Raw genomic sequence first — 20121 nt, 5'->3', positions numbered from 1 at the left:
GGCGTACTCAACGCCACTCCTCCGGGCAGCTGCTCTTCCAGTCGGCGAGAGCAGAGGCGAGGCTGTACTGGTAGGCGTACCCGCTTTCCACCAGGTAGTTGGGCAGGATGTTGTTGGAACGCACCAGCTTGCGGATGCGCACTGGACTGAAGGGGTGTTTGATGCCCAGGGGGCGAGCGATCAGGTCGATGGTGTAGGCCACGCCGAGCAGCAATGGGTAGGGCACGGCCGGCACCTTGCGCTGGATGACGGCGACATCGCATACCGCTTCCACATATTCCTGAATGGAGGGTCCGGGATTCATGGTCATGTTGAACAGCGAGAAATTCTTGCCCTGGTCCTTCTGCCGCTGCAGAACCCAGCACATCGCCACGCACAGCTCCTTGACGTAGGTGCCGGCCTTGCGGGTGTCACGATTGCCCATGTAGAAGAAGTAGCGCTTTATCACCGCCTTTATCAGGCGCGATACGTTGCCGCCTTCGCCGGCACCGAACACGACACCTGGGCGCACGATGACCAGGTGGCGGTTGGTCTTGTCTGCGGCCAGCCAGCTCTGGTGGATCTTCTCCGCTGCCAGCTTCGAACCACCGTAAGCGGTTGCGGGCACGGGCAGCGTACGCTCGTCCTTCTGCTGTTCGCTGGGGCCGTAGGGCGAGATCGAGCTGGTAAAGATCAGGTCGTTGCAGCCACGGTTCTCGGCCCAGGCGCAGACGTTTTCCGCGCCCAGCAGGTTGGTCTCGTAGTACTCGAAGTCCTCATGCCCCGGCTCGCGGTGCACGGCAGCGAAGTTGGCGATCAGGCTGACCTTCTCCTCGGGGCGCCAGGCGATGGTCTGGCGCACATCGCCTTTGATCTCGACGATCTGCGACGCTTCCTGGACCAGCCGGGTGCGATAGGGGAATGGCTTGTCGGCCACCTGTTCCTTGTCGAACAGGTAGATCTTGTCGTATCCGCCTTGCGCCAGCAGTTGCCTGGCGAAGAACACGCCGATAAACCCCGAGCCTCCAAAAATCACAGCACAGTTCATCTGGTGGTCTCCTAGGACGGTAATACAGGGGCTGCCAATGCAGGCACGCTGATGCTTGTGACTTCGGCATTCACCGCCGGCGGCACGCGCCCGTACTTGTCTTCGAAGCGCACGATGTCGTCTTCGCCCAGGTACGGGCCGGACTGCACCTCGATCAGTTCCAGAGGAATCACGCCGGGGTTTTCCAAGGCGTGAATCTGGCCGATGGGGATGTAGGTGGACTGGTTTTCCGTGACCAGGAAGGTGGTGTCGCCATTGGTGACTTTCGCCGTGCCGCTAACCACGATCCAGTGCTCGGCACGGTGGTGGTGCATCTGTACCGACAGCTTGGCGCCCGGCTTCACCGTGATGTGCTTGACCTGGTAACGATGACCCTCGTCGATCGAGTCGTAGACGCCCCACGGGCGATACACCTCGCGATGGTTGATGTGTTCCTTGCGATCGTCGCGCTTGAGCTGCTCGACGATCTTCTTCACGTCCTGCACCTTGTCCTTGTGCGCCACCAGCACGGCATCCTTGGTCTCGATGATGACCAGGTCTTCCACGCCGACCACCGACACCAGGCGGCTGTCCGCATGCACGTAGGTGTTGCGGCTGCCCTGGTCGAGCACGTCACCCTTGAATACGTTGCCACGCTCACCCTTGGCGCTGACGTCCCACAACGCCGACCACGAGCCGATATCACTCCAGCCAGCGTCCAGTGCCACCATCACCGCGTCGGCGGTTTTCTCCATGACGGCGTAGTCGATGGAGTCGTCCGGGCATGCGCTGAACGCGACCGCGTCGATGCGGGTGAAGACCAGGTCCTGTTGCCCGCCCGCCAGCGCCTTGCGGCAGGCGTCGAGAATTTCCGGCTGGAAGCGTTCCAGCTCCTCCAGGTAGCGGCTGGCGCGAAACATGAACATGCCGCTGTTCCAGAGGAAGTCTCCGCTGGCCAGGTAGTCGGTGGCGGTGGCCAGGTCGGGCTTCTCGACGAACTGGTTGACCGCGAACGCATCGCCGCCCAGCGGCTGGCCTTTCTCGATGTAGCCGTAGCCGGTTTCCGCGTGGGTCGGCACGATACCGAAGGTCACCAGCTTGCCCTGTTCGGCCAGGGGCAGGGCGCTGCGCACACTGGCGTGGAACGCCTCGACATCCGCGATCAGGTGGTCGGCGGCGAGCACCAGCAGGATCGGGTCCTGCGTCTCGCTGTATGCCTGCAGGGCGGCCAGCGCGATGGCTGGGGCGGTATTGCGGCCGGTTGGTTCGAGCAGGATGCTGGCGCTGTCCAGGCCCAGCTGGCGCAGTTGCTCGGCCGCGAGAAAGCGATGCTGCTCGTTGCAGATCAGCCGCGGCAAGGCGGCGTTGAGCCCGTCGAGGCGCTTGATGGTGGCCTGCAGCATGGACAGGTTCGAGTCGGCGAGCGGCAGGAACTGCTTGGGGTTGAGCTGGCGTGACAGTGGCCACAGGCGCGAGCCGGTGCCACCGGCCATGATGATAGGAAGCAGCATGGTGATCTCCTTTTAAGCCTGGCAATCGGAAAGGGCAGGGCGCGCAGTATTTAGCGCAGGGCGAGCAGGTGGCGCTGACGGGCCATTCAGGGCGGCCTCGACGAAGGCCGTGATACGTTGTTTGAAGATGCGTTTATCGAAGGTGGCGGCATGCGCGTGCAGTTCGGCCGGATTGAACGAGAAGGCGCCGTTTTCCAGCTGTTGCACCGCGGCGATCAGGGACTCGACGTTCTGCTGCTCGAAGAGGATGCCGGTCTTGCCGTGAATCACGGTTTCCAGCGCGCCGCCCTTGCCGTAGGCGATCACTGGCGCGCCGGCCGCCATGGCCTCGACGGGGACGATGCCGAAGTCTTCCATGCCTGGGAACACCAGGCCGCGGCAGCGTTGCAGCAGGTCCTTGATCTCGGCGAAAGGCTGGCGCCCCATCAGCCTGATGTTGGGTTTGGCCAGGCTTTTCAGGCGCTCGAACAGCTCGCCTTCACCCACTACCACCAGTGGCAAGCCGAGCTGGTTGAAGGCCTCCACAGCCAGGTCCGCTCGCTTGTAGGCGACCAGCTGGCCCAGGCACAGGTAGAAGTCGCCGCGCTCGGCAGTGGGGCTGAACTCATCGGTGTTGACCGGCGGGAAGATGACTTCGGCATCGCGGCGGTAGAACTTGCGGATGCGCGCGGCGACGAAGCCGGAGTTGGCGATGAAGTGGTCGACGCGATCGGCGGACAGTCGGTCCCATACCCGCAGCCAGTGGGCGACCAGAGGGAACAGTGTACGGATCAGCCGTCCGGCACCGCCCAGGTACTCGTGGTACATGTCCCACACGTAGCGCATGGGCGAGTGGCAGTAGCAGATGTGCACGGCATCCGGGCGGGTGACCACGCCTTTGGCCGGCCCCGACTCGCTGCTCAGGATCAGGTCGTAGGCGCTGAGATCGAGTTGCTCCAGCGCCAGCGGCATGAACGGCAGGTATTTCTGATAGTGCTTCTTCGCCCCGGGAAGACGCGAGATGAAAGTGTTGTGGATCTTCCCGGTGAACGTCGGCGGCAGCGCCTGGCGCACGACTTCTTCGTTGCATACGTGGATGTACAGGTCGGCGTTGGGAAACAGCTCGACGAGTGCCGCGCACACGGCTTCGCCACCGCGGTTGCTGAGCCACCAGTAGTGGATGATTGCGACGTTCATTGGAACTCCCTGATTACCTGAAGAAGGCTGGCGGCAGATGTTTTCCAGCTGTAGCGGGTGATGTTGTGGGTGCCTTTTTCCCTGAGGCTTTGCGCCAGCTCGGGATCAGCGATGAGCTGGTCGATCCTGTCGGCAATGTCACGCACGTCATGGGGCGAGCAGTACAGCGCGGAGTCGCCACAGACTTCCGGCAGGCTCGCCGCGTTGGCGACGATGACCGGGCAGCCGCAGGCCTGGGCTTCCAGTGGCGGAAGGCCGAAACCCTCGTAGAACGACGGGTAGATGAAGGCCGCGGCACCGCTGTAGAGGTCGATCAGTTGTTCGTCAGAGACGCGCCCCAGCAGCTTGATGCGGCTGTCCGACTCGATCTTGCGCAGCAGACCGGGGTCGGCGAAGTTCTTGTTCAGCGAACCGACGATGTAGAGCGCGTGGCTGTTCTGTTCGAGCAAGCTGAACGCGTCGATCAGGCCATGAAAGTTCTTCTGCTGATTCAGCGACGACACCGCCAGCAGGTAGGGCTGCGCAGCGCTGTTCGGCCGTGGTTGAAACGAGCCGGAGACCGCATTGGGAATGACCACCACCTTGTCAGCCGGCGTGTTGTAGATCGCGCAGATTTCCTGCTTGGAAAAGTGGCTGACGGTCAGCACTTTGAGCGAGCGTCTGATATTCCAAGGTGTGGCCAATTGGTAGGCCAGGCGGAACTTCCAGGAGAAGTTTTCGGGGAACCGCTCGAAGGCGACGTCATGCAGCGTCGAGATCTTGTTGCCATATAAAAGCGGTGCGGTATTGGCCAGGTTGATCAGCAACGGCGAACCATTGCGCCTGAGGAATTGCGGCAGATCGATCTGCTCCCAGGCATGGCCGGTGCGGCTGCCGATGATCTGCACGTCCAGCTGCCTGGCCAGTTCGGGGTGCACGATGTTGCCCGGTGCGACGAACCGAATCGTTGGCATGAGCTGCTTGAGCTGCAGGCTGATTTCCAGGGAATAACGTTGAACGCCGGTGATGGCTTGCGTCAAAAAGCGCGCGTTGACATAGAACAAGCTGAACATCCTGTATTGAACGAACCACGCAGGGGATTACAGCCGCGCAATCACTGTGTGTTGCAGGCCGGAAGGTTGGAGAAGTTCATCGAGGACAGGCGTTTGATCTCTGGAAGCTTGACGATCATCTGCTGCCGAGTCGTGCTGAGGGTGTGGATGAACTGCACGAGCTTGCTGGCGAATGCATCCGGGTTCTGGATGATTTCGTGAGCGCTGGACAGGTTGCGGGTATCCAGGCCGAAATGCTTCATCAGCCCTTCCATCTTGCCCTTGTACTCGATGCCGAAGACCGGTGTGCCTGCGCCACAGGAGGCGATCATCAGGTGCATGCGCCCGCTCACCACCCCATCCATGTATTCGGCGACGCCTTTCAGCTCGGCGGCGCTCAGGCGCGCTTCAGGTTTGAACACGTAGCTTGCCAGGTCCTCCCCGAGCTGTTGTTCGACCAGATTCAGGCAATGGTGGTCTGCGGATGTACCGCGGAAATCGTGCTCCAGTAGCACGACGCTGATGGCGTTCTCCTGGATCAGCTGGCGAATCACATGTGAGAAGTTCTGCACGACCTGACCGATGTTCTGCCGTTCTTCCAGCTCCAGCAGCAGGGGGTGGAGGTTCAGCCCAATTACCGTCCGAGCGAGCGCGTGCTGTTTTTCAACCCAGTTTCGGGTTGCGCGCACGGCTTTGCTGCCATGCTGCGGCTGCAGGAGAAAGGCCACGTCGGCGACCAGATTGGCAGAGGCACTGGTCAACTGCTTGAATCGCGCGAAGGACAAGGGATCGCGCAGGTTGAACACCACCCGGTCGGAGAACTCGTCGAGCAGCAGCTTGAGCTCCTTGTAGGGGGTCTTGCTCACGCTGAAGCCCGTGATCACGCAGTCCACCCCGCGGCGCGCGAGCATGTCGGTGAGCATCAGTAGCTTCGCGGAAAATACCGGGCTGTAGCTGCCATCCAGCACGTCGGCGCCGACGGTAACGCTGGCGCAGATGTTCTTGTGTTTCATCAGGTCGATGGACTGCTGCAGGCTCAGGCTCTCATCCAGTGCCCGCAAGGGCTCGATACCCAACTCACAAGCGCAGGTATCAGCCGCGTCGCTTTCAGTGGCAACAATGAAGTGCACATCGGGCCATCGGCCTTGAAAGTGGCTGATGATCGCGGTCAGCATCGCTTCGTCGCCCTTCGAGGCGAGCAGCAGTGCGGGATCGGATGGAATCAGCAGAACCACCGGTTCGGATTTGTCGCACGGCCAGGGAGTGCCATCCCGGCTGGTGCGCCATGCCTTCAACAGAGAACGGTATCTGTAATCTAGATAGGTAGTTCGAAGGCCCAGGTTTCTCCAGATGTATTTCAACGGTGCTATGAACATAACTTTCCCAGTATTGATTCATCATCTTGGTGTGTGCCTTAGGTGATCGCCTCTCCCTAGTTGGGGATGACTTCAGGCACGCGCGCGGGTGGTCGCTTTCCTCCTTCATTCGTCGGTTGGTGGTGGTGGCAAATCATGCGTTTGCCTGAGTGTGATCAGGGTTCGCCTGCGTCAGCGCGGCAACCATGACCCGTGCCGATCTACCCCAGCTCTGAATGTCGCCCAGAGCCTCCCGAGGGGCAGTTCGCGTAAACAGGGCCTGCTGCGAGAGCGCGGCCTCAAGTCCGTGAGCATCCGGTGACACCACCTGGGCCTGGCCGCCGGCGGCCTCTTTCAGTTCGGCTACATCCGACACGATCACCGGGGTGCCGACTGCCCGCGCCTCCAGGACCGGCATGCCGAAACCTTCGTACAGTGACGGCATCACCAGCACCTCGGCCAGGGCGAAGATTGCCGGCATCAGTTCGTCCGGCACATAGCCCGGCAGGACGATGCCCTGCTCGGCGTTGGCCTCGATGGTGCGAGCCAACTCCTGGTTCTGCCAGCCGCGTGCGCCTACCAGTACCAGGCGATGATCACGAAGCTCCCCACGCTTCTTCAGCTGTACGAATGCCTCGATCAGCGCGCCAATGTTCTTGCGTGGCTCGAGGGTTGAGACCGCAAGGACATAAGGCGGGACGACGCCCTTTTCTTTCAGGGCCATCAATGCCGTTTCTCGCTGGCTGGGATCCAGCGGGCGGAAGTCATCGCGTACGCCGGGGTAGACGATTGCATCGGCACGCCGGCTCACCCAGTGCTGCAGACGGTCCGACGTTCCTTGTGAGTTCGTCAGGATCATCGCTGCGCTTCGTACGTCACGATCAAACCAGAGCAGGTGGGAGTACAGGGTGACCTTTTCCATGGTCTCCGGTACCAGGTGATGATTGAGGTCATGCACCGTGACCACTACCCGTTTGGCGCTGTGCCTGCCGGGGTGGATGGTCCGGCCTGCCCAGAACACGTCGAGCTGATCACGCTTGGCGAGTTGGCAGCCGCGTAATTTCAGCCAGAGGAACGAGGGCAGCTTGCGCGCCAGTGGCCAGGCTTCGCGCCGTACCGTCCAGCGCGAGGAAGGCAGCGCGATCTCATCAGCGCTGAGGCGCGTGTAGACGAAGAACTGGGTCGTGGGCAGCAGGCTTTCCAGCTCACGGCACAGGTTGAAGATGTACTGGCCAACGCCTGAAAGTGGTTTGCGTAGGGCATCGCCGTCTATGCCCAGCCTGCTCACGTCCTGAGGCACGTTAGGTGATGTGCCTTGCATGCAAACGCTCCTTGAGTTGACTCATGCAACAGTGAAAGTGAAACGATTTTTCCGCTGAAACGAATCCGCGTTGGTTTCAAAGGTCCACGGCACGCATCGGATGCAGCTTGCCCGAGAGCAGATCCAGGCCGGCGCGCAGGTTGCCGCGCAGACGCCCGGGAAAGTCCTTGATGCGGACTTTGAGTGCGGTCTTGATCAGGTTGGAGAGGATGTTCTTGCTCATCAGCTTGAAACCCATGGATTTGCTCATGGTGCCCTTCTTCATGAGAAAGATCGGGTTGGCTATCTGCGAGTAGCCAAAGCGCACGCCACTGGTGCGGCCGGAGCTGACCCCCAGGTGCACCCCCCGGCAGGCGGATAGCAGGACGAGTCGGCCGAACTGGCGGGAGCGACTGGAAAAGTCGATGTCTTCCTGCCAGGCGTACATCGGCAGTTGCTCGTCGAAGCGCAGGGCTTCGGCGGCAATGCCGCGGTAGGCCATGTTGCAGCCGTACAGGCCGGTCAGCGGCCTGGCTTCCGGCGGCGTGGTGCGTAGCTTGTCCGACGCTTTTTCACCGCTGATGTAGCGGACGGCATCTTCTTCGGAAATCCCGAACTCACTGGTCACGCCATCGGCCAGGACCAGGCCGTTGATGCCGACCACATCCGAATGCCTGGCGAAGGCGCTGGCGGCGTTCGCCAACCAGTCATCGGCCGGTCGGAAGTCGTCATCGAAGAAGGCCACGAACCAGTCGCTGGCAGGTAACTGCGCTACGTGAGGCTGCAGTGCATCCAGCCCGGCATTGCGCTGAATGGTGGCGCCCGCACTGGCCAGACGGAGGCTGGTCAGGCCACTTGCCACCGAGGGGTGCGCGTCCAGTCCTTCGATGTCCTTGGCTTCGCTGCCGACCACGGCGATGTGGACGGGCCGGCTGCTCTGACGCGCGAGGAAGTCGAGGAGGATATAGGTTTGCTTGCTGCGCCCTTTGGTGGCGACCACAACGAATGGGTTCATAGCGATAGTCCGTTATTTTTTGAGGTCGAAGATGCGAGCCAGAATGCCCATTCTCCAGCAGAAAAATGTCAGGCCGATGCACACGAGCGATTCACCGAACAGCCGCGCGTAGGCCATGCCCATACCGCCATAGGCAATGCCCAGAGGGATCGCGCAGGCGATGCTCAGCGCCGCACCCGTCAGCACGATCTTGGCCAGCAGTGCTTCCTTGTGCAGCGGAATCAGCACATAGCTGCTGAGGATCAGGGTGGTGGCGCTGATCGGGAAAAGCACCGACAGGCATTGCAGGATGTGCACGGTTTCGTCGAATCCCGGGCCGAATATCAGCGGCACGATCCAGTGCCCCAACAGCAGGCTGCACAGCAGGCCGCACAGGCCGATGCCGACCAGCAGCAGCAGCGCCTTGCGGATGAGCGCGTGGGCACCATCCCTGTCGTGCACGAACAGGGCAGTGATGCGTGGTACGAAAATCTGTCCGGCGGGGCCCATTACGCTCAGGCCGACTGCGACCAGGCGCTCGGCCGCGCCAAAGGCGCCCACTTCGGCGGGGGTGGAGATGATGCTCAGCAGGTAGGTCGACGAGGACACCAGCAGGGCCGAACTGCCGGAGTACAAGAACACCGTACTGGCAGAGCGGATCAGCACCGCGCCGTTCGCGACGTCGAAGCGGGCGTGGGAAATTTCCTTCCTGACCCACCAGTGCGCAGTCGCCAGTACCAGGCTGCCGGAGCAGAGCAGTGACAGCAGTACCAAATTGACGTCTTCGGGGCCGCGTACCAACGACAGGATCAGTGCCAGGCTCACGGCAAAGCCGAGCACTTCAAGCTTCACCGCGTCCCTTGGGCGTCCGCTGCCGGTGTAGTACCAGCCGAGGTTGAAGGCCGAGACGATCCCCAGTGCCGCTGCCGCGAACCCGGCGCCAGGGTGAGTGGAAAGTACCGGCGACATCTTGATCGCAATGCCGGTGCCGATCATGGCCAGCACGCTGAGCAGCAGGCGGGCGCTGACATGCTGGGAGAACAGGCCGGCATACTGGTCCGTGCTCGCGGTGGCGATGGAGCGCATGCCGAATGTGCCAAAACCCCATTCGACGAAGCGCCAGACGATGGTCATCAGCGACATGGCAGCCAGGACCACACCATAGCCCTCGACACCCAGCACCCGGCCGTAGAAGGGGATCAGCAGCAACAGGTACAGGTAGCGCAGGGTGTAGGCGAGGTAAACGAATACGAAGTCGGCGCGGGACTGTTTACCGCTTGCAGGTGTGTTCATGGTTTAGGCGGTGTCGGCAGAAAATCATGGAGGTGTTGCCCGGCATGGGGCTTTCGAGTGTCCGCAAGAGACTGCTGCCGGCGTTTCAAGTCGGTTATTGCCAAGGCCAGTGCCGTGCCGAATAGCCAGGCGTTGTAGCTGCCGAAATCGGGTGTGGTCGCTGCCAGCAGGGCCACGATAAAGACCGGGACATAGGCGAAGCGAATGCCCCGCATCATTGCCACGTTGACGCCATCTGCGCGGTAGCTCAGCCTGCGGCGCAGGGTCTGGTAGACGAAGAAGAAGTAGAGCCCCCCACCTATCAACCCGGTATTGCTGAATACCGCGGCGGCAAAATTGGAGGTACGGGTTGAGCCCAGGCCGACGCCCATGCCCCAGCTATCCAGCAGGGCCTGCCAGCCGACAGCGGTCCACATGCTTCTTTCTTCATAAGAGCTGGTGGAGGCCTTGTTCAGGACCATCTCGTTGACCTTTTCGATGATCGGGTCCAGCAACGCCGGATTGAACAGAATCACCAGCGCCACTCCGGTCAGCCCGCTCGTGGCCGTCCAGAATTCAAAGCCGAGTCCGCGATGGCCGAGCATGTCTGCCGAGCCTGCGCTTTTGCGCCAGGCCCAGTCGATCACTGCCGTCAGCATGAAGATGAACAGGCCGACGTAGGCCGACGATGACGTCGACAGCCAGACGAACAGCAGCAGCAGCAACACCAACCCGGGTGCAACCTGCTCGCGTAGCCAGCGGTCCGCCATGGCATGGCGCAGGAAATACATCAGACACAGGAAGCACAGGCACAGGTTGCCGTAGGCCGACGCCTCCGGCATCAGGCCGACCACCCGCTTGCCGCCCATGATCTGCACTTCGGTCATCAGGGCATAACTGGCTGTACGGAAAGGCTCCAGCACGGCGCTCAAGGGGACGTACTGACTGAGGTAGTCGAGCATTCCGGTGACGATCGCCAGAGCAGCGCCCATGCACATGGCCTTGAGGGCTTCTTGGCGCATGTGCTCATCCAGCATCATGCGTGCGAATGCGAGTACGCCGAGTATCGAAATGCCCAGGTAAGCCAGCTGGGAGAAGTTCTGTGTGCTGGGCGCAAGCGGTTCACCCAGGGTAAATGCCAGCAGGCGAACGGGGATGATGGTGATCTCGCCGTAGAAGAGCCTGGGCATGAACAGGGTGGCCAGGATCGCCACCAGAAGAAACAGGAAGAGCCAGAGTGCACGCTTGGGCGACAGGGCCGTGACCGTAAAGAAATACGGCCCCGACGCATCGCACAGGTTACGCAAAATGATCAGCAGCACCACCATCGGCGTAGGCGTCAGGGTCAGTCCGCCGGTCAGTTCGGGTGGCACCACGGCGAATGCCCCGAATGCCATGGAGCCGAAGAACAGGTAGAGCAGAAGCGCACGGTTGCCGAACAGGCCGAACAGCGCGAAGGCCCAGAAGATGATGATTGGAATGACTTCCATGTGTCGCTCGACCAATTATCCGGAGTGATTCCCTGGCCCGTCTGCGCGCCAGGGATAGTGCATCAATAGATGTTCTTGGACAGCAACGTGAAGGGCGTCTTGATGATGATCTTGATGTCCAGCCACAGCGACCAGTGATTGATGTAGTTGAGGTCTTGGTTGACCCGCTGTTGCATCTTCTCCACGGTTTCGGTCTCGCCGCGATGGCCGGTGATCTGCGCCAGGCCGGTGATGCCCGGTTTGATGCGATGGCGAGCCATGTAGGCGCGGATCTTGTCGGTGTAGTAAATGTTGTGCGTGACCGCGTGTGGGCGGGGGCCGACCAGTGCCATCTCGCCGAGCAGCACGTTGAACAGTTGCGGCAACTCGTCGATCGAGGTGCGCCGGATGAAGCGCCCGACGCGGGTGATACGGTCGTCGTTGCGAGTTGCCTGCTTGACCACGTCGTCGTCGTGAACCCGCATGGAGCGGAATTTCCACACCTTGATTACGTCGCCGTTCCAGCCGTGGCGTTCCTGCTTGAACAGGATCGGGCCGGGTGAGGAGCGTCGCACCGCAATGGCCACGGCGATCATCAGCGGGCTCAACAGAATCAGGGCGAGGAGTGCCAGGCTGCGCTCCATCGTTTCCTTGGCAAGCAGAGCGGCCGGGTGCGAGCTGATCGGGCTTTCATTGAGGTAGATCGCCGGCATGTGCTCGATTTCCGAGATTGACTGGTTGAGCAGCAACATACTGCCGAAGTCAGGAATCCACACCACGTCGACACCCATGTCGAGCAGGTCGATGTAGATCCCCTCGATGTGGGCCACCTCTTCCAGCGGCAGGGCGATGTAGACCCGGCGAATCCCTTCGGCTTCGATGACCGCACGCAGATTGACCAGGCTGCCCAGTACCGGCAGGGCAAGCTCTAGATTGGTATCGCTCTTGTCGGTCGCGATCATGCCGATCAGTGGCACACGGCTGGGGTGGCGCAGTTTTTCTGCCAACTCGATGGCGAGCGCGCTGGTGCCGACGATCACCGAGCGTCGCTCCTTGCGCAGCTTGCGCGAGTGAATGCGGGTGATCATGTGCAGTGGCAGGTAGCTCACCACCTGCACAATGAAGCCGAGCACGGCCCAGGAGAACACGACTTCGCGGGAGTAGCTCTCGCTGGTCTTGGTGGCGAACGCGATGATCAGCAGGCCACTGAGCAGCGTTACCCAGCCGGCCAGCAGACGGCCGAGGCCGGAGAGCAGGCGGTGGCGCTTGTGGTAGACCTGTAGCATGGCGTAAGCCGGCACCGAGCCGAGGAGGGTGAGCACGCCGAGCAGGCGGTACTCGCTGGGAATCGTGCCGTACTTCCAGACCACCAGGGCCGATAGCACCATGTTGGCCAGCAGCATGGCGGCCGCCCATTGGGCCCAGAACGTCAGGCCCCGGCGATTGGTCATGAGATTGCGGTGTTGGGAAGTCATCTAGCGTTTACCTCCACGCGAGCAAAGTGTTCGGGTTCTGTCGTTGCCGTAGGCCGTGCTCGTGCAGAGCAGCGTTTCCAATCCACGGGACTGGGCCAGGGCAAACAGCGTTGTTGCAGCCTTGTTGCTGCCGTCCATGACTCGGCGAAATGAACCGAAGGCAGTGAGACGTTGCGCATGGGTCAGGCTCGGCCACGTGCGCAAGGCGATGTTGGCAAGCTCGAACTGGACGTCTGGGCGATGAGGCCCCCAGTGATTGGCTTGCTCGAGTGCCTGGGCGAACTCGTTATCGAACTCACCCAGGGTGTATTTGCTGTAGGCCAGGCGCACCCAGGTATCGGGCCAGGTCGGCCGTGCCGAAACGGCGAGGCGCAGGGCACTCAGTGCTTCAAGGCGCGACGCGCGCGCTGTCGAGTCACCGACAGGCAGGGCCTGGTCGTGCCAGGCATGCACCTGCCCGAGCTGGTCGAGGTAGGTGCCTTTGGCAACGGGGTAGCTGTCGTTTGCCCGCTGCGCGGAGCGCAGGACGGACTGCCAGTGGCTGTCGGCCGGTGCTTCGGCGTTGTGGCTCCAGCGCTGCAGGGCCAGTTCCACGCGGTAGCTGGAAAGGCCGGCGAGCAGCATTTTTGCGGCGATCACGAGCAGTAGTGCGGCCAGCAGCAGACTGATACCCACCAGTACGCGCTGTTGCGCCGAAGCTGGTTTCACGGCGGGCCTGGCGCGGCGTCGCTCCATCACGGGTATGCCGCCCGCGGTTTGCGTCAGGCTCATGCGGCGTTTGCCGTGAAGTGGCTCTGCGCGATACGCCAGGGGTTATCCTCGACCAGGCGGCGCGCAGCGCGATCACCGATCAGCTGGCTGGCTCTCTCCAGGCCCGGCAGCAGGTTGGGCGCGCGGTGGCGCATGTTGTGCGCATCGCTGGCGAGCACGCTGACCTGGCCTTCCAGCAGCAACTGCTCGGCGAGCAACTGCGCCGGCTGGCCGAAGTCGCCGGCCAGCGAGCCTGCGGTGAGCTGCAGCAGGCAGCCTTGGGCAAGAAGCGGCGCCAGCCGACGATGGTTGTTTGCGCCCATCAGCCCGCGGTTGCGCTCGGGGTGCGCGATCAGTGGCTGAATGTTGTGTTGCAGCAGCCAGCCGGTGAGCTTTTCCGCCTGGCGTGGAATCTCGCTGTGGGGGAACTCCAACAGCAGCACCTGGCGCCCGTCCCACTCGCCGAGAAACGGCAACTGCCCGCGTTGCGCCAGCACCATCAGCTCGACGTCGAAGCGCGCCTCGGCCGCGGCACTCACCTGCAGCGCGATGCCGGCCTGGGCCAGGGCGCCGGAAAATTCCTGCACGGCGGCGGCAATGCTCTGTGCGGTATTGCCATAGCGACCCAGGTGCAGGTGTGGCGTGCAGACCATGTGCGTGGTCCCGCAGGCCACCGCGTGCGCGGCCATCTGCAGGGCTTGCTGCATGTCCGCAGCACCGTCGTCGATCGCTGGAAGCAGGTGTGAATGCAGGTCGATCATGCGTTCTCCACGCCATAACGAGGCCAAGCGCTAGCCGTATCCCGGCATGCACTGGCATGGGCATAAGGCAGGTATGAGACAAAGGAGGTTGGCGAGACCCGGGGAGTACAGGCCGGGTTGCCGATGAGCGAAGTCGAACCTTCGATCAGGTGACGCGCGCTATCTCAGCTCTGTGGCTGGAGCTGATAGCTGTAGTTTTCGTAGTAGCTGTAGCCGTACTTGCGGGCCTTGCGCAGATCGACCTGGTTGAGCACGACGCCGGTAATCGGGGCGTTGTTCTGCAGCAACTGGCCGACACCTTTTTGCACCAGGGGAATCGAGGTGCTTTCCGCGCGTACTACATAGATCAGCGCATCGGAGATGGTGGCCAACAGCATCGAGTCGCTGACGGCCTGGGTCGGTGGTGAGTCGATGATGATGCGTTGGTAGCGTCCTTTCAGTAGTTCGAGAATCTTTGTCAGCCGTGCCGAGGACAACAATTCCTGTGGGTTGGGCGGGACCATGCCTGCCGGAATCATATCCACGTCGCCGACGGTGCGAATGCAGTCTTCAAGCTTGGCAGTGCCGGCGATCAGGTTGGCCAGGCCGGGCGAGCCGACCGGGAAGTCGAAGTTGCGTGCCATCGTCGGGCGACGCAGGTCAGCGTCGATCAGCAGCACCCTCTCGATATGGGCGATGGAGAAAGCGAGGTTGTTGGCGATGGAACTCTTGCCTTCGCCTGGCACCGAGGACGTTACCAGTACGATCTTGCGTGGCGAACCGAGGTCGGCCAGCACCAGGCTGGTACGCAAGGTGCGGATCGACTCACAGAAGCGTTTGTCCTGCGCCTGCTCGAACAGGTGCGAGACCTGATTGCGGTTCTTCTTCGGCACCAGTGGAATGATGCTGAGCACGGGCAGGTTGAGTTTGTTCTCGACGTCGTCGGTGCTCTTGAAGGTGTTGTTCAGGGCCTCGAACAGCAGGGTCAGGCCGATGCCGAAGATTGCGGCTAGCACGGCGGCGATGGCGACGATCAGGGTCTTGCGTGGCTTGCTTGGCTTGCCTGGGGCGATGGCCATGTCTACCACGCGGGCATTCGACGAGTTGATGTCGGAGGTGGCGGCGGTTTCCTTCAGGCGGGTGAGGAAGGTCTCGTAGAGAACGCGGTTGCTGTCCACCTCACGCTGCAGTTCGCGCAATTTGAATTCCTTGCGCGAGATGTCCTGGATCTGTTCCTTGTTGTTGTTGAACGACTGCCTCAGCGAGCTTTCGTTGGCCTGGGCCAGTTGATAGTTGCGTTCGATACCAGCGACGACCAGTTCTACCTGGGCTTGTAAGCTGGCAGTAGCCGCTGCCAGCTCCGAGCGCGCGGCAATCATCGTTGGATGCTTGTCGCCATAACGGCGTGACAGCTCTTCGACCTTGGCCTGCGCGCGTGCCTCGTCAGCCTTGAACTGCTGGATCAACGGATGGCCGAGCACGGCCGGCACGCTGGACAGGCGATCCAGACCACCGCTGCGCATCGTCTGCACCTGGCGATATTGGCTCTCGGCCTCGGCACGCTGACGGCGCGCATCGATCATGCGGTTGCCGGTCATCGACAGTTCGTTGGCGCTGATGGTGGCGACGCCGTCGACATCCACCAGACCTTCTGCTTCTCGATAGGCCTGCAGGGTGTTCTCGGCGCTCTTGAGCTTTTCACGCAGCTCTTCGAGGCGTGAGTTCATCCAGTTGGTGGTGGACAGCGACATGTCCAGGCTGGCGTCGAGCTGACTCTCGATGAAGCCCGTGGCCAGGGCGTTGGCGATGTTGGCCGAGAGCGTGGCATCGGGCGTTTCGACGCTGATCGAAAGCAGTTGGCTCTTGCCCACGAGCTGCACGTGGGTCAGGTTCATCAGCGTATGGGTCGCGTGGTTGAACGCCTGTTCTTCGGTAATGGCACCGGTTGCGCCGTCATCGCCCGAACGCAGATTGCTGATTATTTCATCCAGCCCCAGGCTGTTCAGGATGCGGCGCACCGAGAACATCGACTCGGGTTGCTGGCGAGGATCGAACAGGGGGTTGCTGCTCAATTGCAGGGCGCCGACCACGCGCTCGGCCAGAGCGCGAGACTGCAGCAGGCCCAGTTGAGTCTGCAGATATTCACTGGTGGTGTTGGCGGGATCGTAGACCTGCTGGAAGGACAGGACGCGAGGGTTTTTCTCCTCGATCAGCAAACTGGAGCTGGCCCGGTATTGCGGTGCCAGGTTGAGTACTGCAACTACAGCCAGCATGCTGGAAATGAGCACTAGCGCAGCAATGTTCCACTTGGCCTGCCACAACACGCTCCACAGCTTCAGCAAGTCGATGGTGTCGCTTTCAGTGTGATGGCGATTGGGGAGGGCGCGTTCCGTGTTGGCGCGCGGGAAGGTATCCATCAGAAAAAGCCCTGCTCGATGGTGATGGTGTCGCCGGGAAGAATGGCGGTTTCGAGAGTGGCTTTCTCAGCCTGACGGGCGCTGCCACTGCCACGCATGATGTTTACCCGTCGGGTCGATGCGCGTTCGGTCAGACCGCCTGCCAAAGCAATGGCGCGCTCCAGGGTCAGACCCGGTTGATAGGGGTAGCCGCCCGGTTTGTTCACCTCGCCGCTGATATAGAACTCGCGGTAGGTAAGCATGCTGACGGAAACGCGTGGGTCTCTCAGGTAGCCGTCCTGGAGCTTCTCGGTGATCAGCTGTTCGACTTCGTTTGGTGTTTTGCCGAGCGCCCTGACTTGTCCAATGAAGGGGTAGGAGAAGGTGCCAGCGTCGTTGAGGCGGATTTCATCGAAGCTCAGGTCGGGCTCGCCGAATACGGCAATACGCAGTACGTCTCCGGATGCCAGCTGGTACTGGCCGTTGCTTTCGGCAAAGGCCGAATGGCCGAGCAGCAGTAACAGGAAGAACAGGGTGGTTCGGATCATGGATGCGACTCGAGGTATTCAGAGACTGCCGGTCAGGCTGATCAGGTACACGTTGCGCTGGAAGCTTTCGTTGGCGGCGCTGGAATCGTTGTCCCGGTAGCGATAGCCCACTTCAATATCCAGCCAGCGGCGCATCTTGTAGGTGAGAGCGAGGCCCGCCGAGGTGATCTCGTCCTCCCGGGCCTGCCCTTCGTAATCTTCTCGGGTCAGGCCGAATGAGAGCGTGGAGGTGATTCGCTCCGTCCAGCCATGGCCCCAGGAGAGTTGGGTGCTGGTGCTCTTGATCGCGTCGGAGCCATCATCGCCCTCATCGAAGGCCCGTCGAGCCGTCAGGCTGAATTTCGAGTAGGTCCGCGGGCTCCAGTCTATTCCGATCTCCCACATGGGGCTGTTCAGATCTTCGCGGCTGCTATCGTCGAAGTCTTTCTTCTCGTAGCCCGCGCGCAGCTTGCCGGTGGTTTTGGCCGTTGCTTCCCAGGTTGCGCCCAGCAGCAGAGCATCGTTGGTGCTGTTGCGCGGGCTGGCAGGTATCAGGTAGTCGTAATCCGTGTGCCGTGCTTCGAGCAGCGCATAGGTGGCGCCCCCCAGCCGATGCAGCCAGGTAGCGCTGAAGGCGGAGGTATCGCGCTCCTCGTCGGCGTTGATGCCATCGCTGTTGTCGTAGCGCAGCTCTTCGTAGCTGGCGCCCAGGTCAATACGGTTGAGTGCCTGCTGGCTGCCGAAGCTGTAGAGCCCGCCAATCGATGTGCTGTGGTACTTGTCGTTCTCTCCCGATACCGCCGTCGAGTTGACCTCCTCGATCTTGCGGTACCCGGCCTCAAGCTTCAGACGCTGGCGGGCGCTGAACTCCAGGATGCTCTCTAGCTTGACGATGTGGTCGGTGTTACTGGCGTCGGACGCATCATGATAGATCTCGCTGTTGCCTTTGTAGGTGAGGCGATACGCGCTGTTGCGGTCCTCAGCGAGTAGTTCGAGGCCTGGGCTGATCTGTGTTACCCAAGAAGCGTCTTCATCGTTTTCCAGCTCGCGGAAGTTGTCATCGTAGGTCTCCCCCAAGGTGAGCGTGGGAGTGAGCTGCAGACCGAGGAAGTCAATACTCTCCGGCTCGATGGCCCAGGCTGACACTGGCAGGAGCGTGGGGGCTGCAAGCAGAAAAGCCAGCCGGCTGATGGAGGTCATGCGCATATCCTTGCTCTGTGATCCGCTGTTGCCGCGCCAGCAATGTTGTTGGGTGGCAAACACGTGTGTTCATGGCTCAACAGTTTTTTGAGTGTGGTTTATCAGTTCGGGCTTGCTGTACGACTGTCGCTGCCAGTGCCCGCGTTGCTGCCTGCTGGAACGCCGGTGCCGGTGCTGCTGAGTAGCGAGTTGCCCCCGGCGGCGGTCGGCGCCATGTCGGAAACCAGCATCGCCAGCTCAGCAGCCTGATCGGGCGCGGCGGCGATGGCAGCCTCGAGAATGGCGTCCGTCTGCTCCGGTATGGCCGTGACCATTGCCGCGACGATCGGGCCGGCGAGCTCCGGGTGCATGGGAATGATTGCCGCGATGATCGCGGTGGCGTTCTCGGGAGCGCTCAGTGCCAGCGCTCCCAGGTGCTGCGCCAGGACATCGCTGTTGGCGGCGTCGATTGCCCGCATCTGATCCGCGTTCAGCTTGACGTTGGCCGCCTGCAGCGCTGCGGTCGTTTCGGGGGCGGCGAGTGCGGTGCTGCTTAACGTCGCGAGAGAGAGTGCAGCGATCAGGGCGCGCATTTGACTGTCCTTTATCTGTCTGGCCGTCGCCATCGAATTGTCTGTGCGCCGCCCACGCTACCGCCCCAAGGTTACTCGTCAGTTCCTTGAGGACGTGGATATCTGTAGTGGCGTTTAACGAGTTCGGTTGGCGTTTGGGGCAGGTTCTACAGGCCGTGTCGATCGATTTCAGGCGATCTTCACGTGGCTTAGAGGCACGCGAATGCGTTGTTCGCGGCTCAACAACTGCAGCAGTATGTTCACCCTCTCGTTGCCATCCATGGCCAGGAAGATACCTTCGAGCGTGCTCAAAGGTCCTTGCATGATTTTCACCTTGTCGCCCGGTTGGAAGCACTTGTCAGGTAATCGTTCCGAGCAGCGTGTGCGCAAGTTCTCGATTACGTGATCGGCTACCGTTGCAGGTCCCTGATTGAAGCTGACGATGCGACTAACTCCGCGTGTGGAGCGCAGCGCTGACCAGTTGTCTTCGTGGCTGAGCTGAATGAACAGATAGCCAGGAAAGAGAGATTCGATAACGGGCTGCAATTTGCCACGGAGCAGTCGCTCTGTGGCAAGTTGAGGGCGAAAGATGGTGTAGCTCTGCCGTTGCAGGTGTTCTTCCGCACGGCTGTCCTGACGTGACTTGCATTGCAAGAGGTACCACGCCGTAGGATTCAGTCTTTCCATAGACATATCACTCCCTTCGCGAGCTATAGCTGGTTGAAAGGTCTGGTGACGCCAGTGAGGCGCCGCATAACCAGGGTGGGCACCGTATAGCAAAAGCACAAAATATGCCATTGAACTTGCCGAATAATACGGTTGGTTTATGTCAGTTTGATGGCGTCATTATTTTGTATTGATTTGGTCATTTTTTTATATATGGAAGTCCGGGGTGCTTGCGCGTTTGCGCGGCACAGCTTACCCGATAACAAGGCTATGTCTATGTTATTAAATAAGAATTTAAGTTAGAAAAGGCGCGAATATTTATATGAACTTTCCTGTGCGGCGCGTGTCGCCAAAGTTCCCTAATTATCTCTGTGATTAATTTGTGGTATACGATTTGGTTATATTTCTATAATTTTCTGCTTTCGTTTAGTTCGGTCTTATTACTTTAAGCCGCAGTAGGGCCTCTCCGCTTTTGACCGTGCAATTCGCCAATTCAGAGCGGCACGCACTGATGCGGTGCGCCAGGTGCGATCATGGACGTTGAAAGGCAGCTACGTTGTCGAGCGTTCTCTACCTTGGGCTGCCACGGCTTATAGTGCGTGATCGGTGATCTCCGTCACCCCACTCGATGAAGCAGACTCGTCGATCCGCTTGTCTGACGAATAACACAGCTTCAGCCACGACCGCCGTGGGCCCAAGTCT

At 61.0% G+C, this 20121-nt stretch carries 17 protein-coding genes; all 17 read right to left on the bottom strand.

Annotation, left to right across the window (positions count from 1 at the left end):
* Positions 1 to 7 precede the first annotated feature (7 nt).
* Positions 8 to 1027 (bottom strand): NAD-dependent epimerase/dehydratase family protein, encoded by a 1020-nt coding sequence (locus IB229_RS06410; protein WP_192326080.1) that lies wholly within the window; start codon positions 1025 to 1027, stop codon positions 8 to 10.
* 11 nt (positions 1028 to 1038) lie between these two features.
* A complete protein-coding gene (locus tag IB229_RS06405; RefSeq protein ID WP_192326078.1) occupies positions 1039 to 2517 on the bottom strand; it encodes a mannose-1-phosphate guanylyltransferase/mannose-6-phosphate isomerase in 1479 nt (492 codons plus the stop codon).
* Between the two features lie 12 nt (positions 2518 to 2529).
* Positions 2530 to 3693 carry a glycosyltransferase gene (locus IB229_RS06400; protein WP_192326076.1) on the bottom strand — a complete coding sequence of 388 codons (1164 nt, stop codon included), beginning with the start codon at positions 3691 to 3693 and terminating at the stop codon, positions 2530 to 2532.
* Entirely contained in the window at positions 3690 to 4736 is a 1047-nt protein-coding gene (locus tag IB229_RS06395; protein ID WP_192326074.1) for a glycosyltransferase family 4 protein, read from the bottom strand. Before IB229_RS06395 ends, IB229_RS06400 begins: the two co-directional genes overlap by 4 nt.
* Before the next feature lie 50 nt (positions 4737 to 4786).
* Positions 4787 to 6100 carry a polysaccharide pyruvyl transferase family protein gene (locus tag IB229_RS06390; RefSeq protein WP_192326072.1) on the bottom strand — a complete coding sequence of 438 codons (1314 nt, stop codon included), beginning with the start codon at positions 6098 to 6100 and terminating at the stop codon, positions 4787 to 4789.
* A 133-nt stretch (positions 6101 to 6233) separates the two neighbouring features.
* Positions 6234 to 7400 (bottom strand): glycosyltransferase family 4 protein, encoded by a 1167-nt coding sequence (locus tag IB229_RS06385; RefSeq protein WP_192326070.1) that lies wholly within the window; start codon positions 7398 to 7400, stop codon positions 6234 to 6236.
* 76 nt (positions 7401 to 7476) lie between these two features.
* Positions 7477 to 8394, bottom strand: coding sequence for a glycosyltransferase family 2 protein (locus tag IB229_RS06380; RefSeq protein WP_192326068.1), 918 nt, complete (start codon positions 8392 to 8394; stop codon positions 7477 to 7479).
* Between the two features lie 12 nt (positions 8395 to 8406).
* Positions 8407 to 9666, bottom strand: a complete 1260-nt coding sequence (locus IB229_RS06375; protein ID WP_192326066.1) for a lipopolysaccharide biosynthesis protein — start codon at positions 9664 to 9666, stop codon at positions 8407 to 8409.
* Positions 9663 to 11135 (bottom strand): hypothetical protein, encoded by a 1473-nt coding sequence (locus IB229_RS06370; RefSeq protein WP_192326063.1) that lies wholly within the window; start codon positions 11133 to 11135, stop codon positions 9663 to 9665. Before IB229_RS06370 ends, IB229_RS06375 begins: the two co-directional genes overlap by 4 nt.
* A gap of 62 nt (positions 11136 to 11197) precedes the next feature.
* Positions 11198 to 12589, bottom strand: a complete 1392-nt coding sequence (locus tag IB229_RS06365; protein WP_192326061.1) for an undecaprenyl-phosphate glucose phosphotransferase — start codon at positions 12587 to 12589, stop codon at positions 11198 to 11200.
* Positions 12590 to 13360 carry a hypothetical protein gene (locus tag IB229_RS06360; RefSeq protein ID WP_192326059.1) on the bottom strand — a complete coding sequence of 257 codons (771 nt, stop codon included), beginning with the start codon at positions 13358 to 13360 and terminating at the stop codon, positions 12590 to 12592.
* Positions 13357 to 14100, bottom strand: a complete 744-nt coding sequence (locus IB229_RS06355) for a tyrosine-protein phosphatase (protein ID WP_192326057.1) — start codon at positions 14098 to 14100, stop codon at positions 13357 to 13359. The genes IB229_RS06360 and IB229_RS06355 overlap by 4 nt, the downstream gene beginning before the upstream one ends.
* Positions 14101 to 14264: 164 nt before the next feature.
* Positions 14265 to 16496: a GumC family protein gene (locus tag IB229_RS06350; protein ID WP_192326055.1), complete on the bottom strand. Its 2232-nt coding sequence runs from the start codon at positions 16494 to 16496 to the stop codon at positions 14265 to 14267.
* The gene (locus IB229_RS06345) at positions 16496 to 17023 is read right to left on the bottom strand and encodes a polysaccharide biosynthesis/export family protein (protein ID WP_192326053.1); all 528 of its coding nucleotides are present in this window, start codon (positions 17021 to 17023) and stop codon (positions 16496 to 16498) included. Before IB229_RS06345 ends, IB229_RS06350 begins: the two co-directional genes overlap by 1 nt.
* An 18-nt stretch (positions 17024 to 17041) precedes the next feature.
* Positions 17042 to 18202 (bottom strand): outer membrane beta-barrel protein, encoded by a 1161-nt coding sequence (locus IB229_RS06340; protein ID WP_192326051.1) that lies wholly within the window; start codon positions 18200 to 18202, stop codon positions 17042 to 17044.
* Positions 18203 to 18303: 101 nt separating this feature from the next.
* The gene (locus tag IB229_RS06335) at positions 18304 to 18774 is read right to left on the bottom strand and encodes a hypothetical protein (protein WP_192326049.1); all 471 of its coding nucleotides are present in this window, start codon (positions 18772 to 18774) and stop codon (positions 18304 to 18306) included.
* Positions 18775 to 18942: 168 nt separating this feature from the next.
* Positions 18943 to 19446: a transcription/translation regulatory transformer protein RfaH gene (gene rfaH, locus IB229_RS06330; RefSeq protein ID WP_192326047.1), complete on the bottom strand. Its 504-nt coding sequence runs from the start codon at positions 19444 to 19446 to the stop codon at positions 18943 to 18945.
* Between the last annotated feature and the right edge of the window lie 675 nt (positions 19447 to 20121).

The sequence above is a fragment of the Pseudomonas sp. PDM14 genome (assembly GCF_014851905.1).
Classification (GTDB): domain Bacteria; phylum Pseudomonadota; class Gammaproteobacteria; order Pseudomonadales; family Pseudomonadaceae; genus Aquipseudomonas.
Note: the sequence above shows the minus strand (reverse complement) of the source record. Positions and strands in the feature narration are given on the sequence as shown.

Coding starts and splice junctions, on each gene's coding strand:
- IB229_RS06410 (WP_192326080.1), bottom strand. CDS start 1,027: ATGAACTGTGCTGTGATTTTTGGAGGCTCGGGGTTTATCGGCGTGTTC.
- IB229_RS06405 (WP_192326078.1), bottom strand. CDS start 2,517: ATGCTGCTTCCTATCATCATGGCCGGTGGCACCGGCTCGCGCCTGTGG.
- IB229_RS06400 (WP_192326076.1), bottom strand. CDS start 3,693: ATGAACGTCGCAATCATCCACTACTGGTGGCTCAGCAACCGCGGTGGC.
- IB229_RS06390 (WP_192326072.1), bottom strand. CDS start 6,100: ATGTTCATAGCACCGTTGAAATACATCTGGAGAAACCTGGGCCTTCGA.
- IB229_RS06385 (WP_192326070.1), bottom strand. CDS start 7,400: ATGCAAGGCACATCACCTAACGTGCCTCAGGACGTGAGCAGGCTGGGC.
- IB229_RS06380 (WP_192326068.1), bottom strand. CDS start 8,394: ATGAACCCATTCGTTGTGGTCGCCACCAAAGGGCGCAGCAAGCAAACC.
- IB229_RS06375 (WP_192326066.1), bottom strand. CDS start 9,666: ATGAACACACCTGCAAGCGGTAAACAGTCCCGCGCCGACTTCGTATTC.
- IB229_RS06370 (WP_192326063.1), bottom strand. CDS start 11,135: ATGGAAGTCATTCCAATCATCATCTTCTGGGCCTTCGCGCTGTTCGGC.
- IB229_RS06365 (WP_192326061.1), bottom strand. CDS start 12,589: ATGACTTCCCAACACCGCAATCTCATGACCAATCGCCGGGGCCTGACG.
- IB229_RS06360 (WP_192326059.1), bottom strand. CDS start 13,360: ATGAGCCTGACGCAAACCGCGGGCGGCATACCCGTGATGGAGCGACGC.
- IB229_RS06355 (WP_192326057.1), bottom strand. CDS start 14,100: ATGATCGACCTGCATTCACACCTGCTTCCAGCGATCGACGACGGTGCT.
- IB229_RS06350 (WP_192326055.1), bottom strand. CDS start 16,496: ATGGATACCTTCCCGCGCGCCAACACGGAACGCGCCCTCCCCAATCGC.
- IB229_RS06345 (WP_192326053.1), bottom strand. CDS start 17,023: ATGATCCGAACCACCCTGTTCTTCCTGTTACTGCTGCTCGGCCATTCG.
- IB229_RS06340 (WP_192326051.1), bottom strand. CDS start 18,202: ATGACCTCCATCAGCCGGCTGGCTTTTCTGCTTGCAGCCCCCACGCTC.
- IB229_RS06335 (WP_192326049.1), bottom strand. CDS start 18,774: ATGCGCGCCCTGATCGCTGCACTCTCTCTCGCGACGTTAAGCAGCACC.
- rfaH (WP_192326047.1), bottom strand. CDS start 19,446: ATGTCTATGGAAAGACTGAATCCTACGGCGTGGTACCTCTTGCAATGC.